Origin of the sequence: Brevibacterium sp. HMSC08F02 (assembly GCF_001807555.1) — a bacterium.
GTDB lineage: Bacteria > Actinomycetota > Actinomycetes > Actinomycetales > Brevibacteriaceae > Brevibacterium > Brevibacterium ravenspurgense.
The window spans coordinates 1-514 of the sequence record NZ_KV789339.1 but is presented as its reverse complement, the minus strand read 5'-3'; the positions used below and the strand labels follow the sequence as shown (position 1 = coordinate 514).

At 56.0% G+C, this 514-nt stretch carries 1 rRNA gene; it reads right to left on the bottom strand.

Features of this window, described 5'->3' with window-relative positions:
- A 23S ribosomal RNA gene (locus tag HMPREF3172_RS00160) occupies window positions 1-514 on the bottom strand; the annotation flags it as partial.

Below are 514 nucleotides of genomic sequence, written 5' to 3'. Positions count from 1 at the left end.
GGTTCTAACAGATCCTCTTAACCTTCCAGCACCGGGCAGGCGTCAGTCCGTATACATCGACTTACGTCTTCGCACGGACCTGTGTTTTTAGTAAACAGTCGCTTCTCTCTGGCCTCTGCGACCACCACCAGCACATCCAACCGCAAGGGTTGTTCACCGGGGTGGTCCCCCTTCTTCCAAAGTTACGGGGGCATTTTGCCGAGTTCCTTAACCACGATTATCTCGATCGCCTTGGTATTCTCTACCTGACCACCTGAGTCGGTTTAGGGTACGGGCAGTTTGAACCTCACGTCGATGCTTTTCTTGGCAGCAGAGGATCACCGGATCACCCCACCACGTGTGGGGCGCCCATCAGCTCTCAGCCCTAGTGTGTGGCGGATTTGCCAACCACACGGCCTACAACCTTAGACCGCGACAACCATCGCACGGCCCGGCTACCTTCCTGCGTCACACCTGTTAACACGCTTACCTACAAAACCCTCAGGTCCCACCACCACACACCACACACACTCCC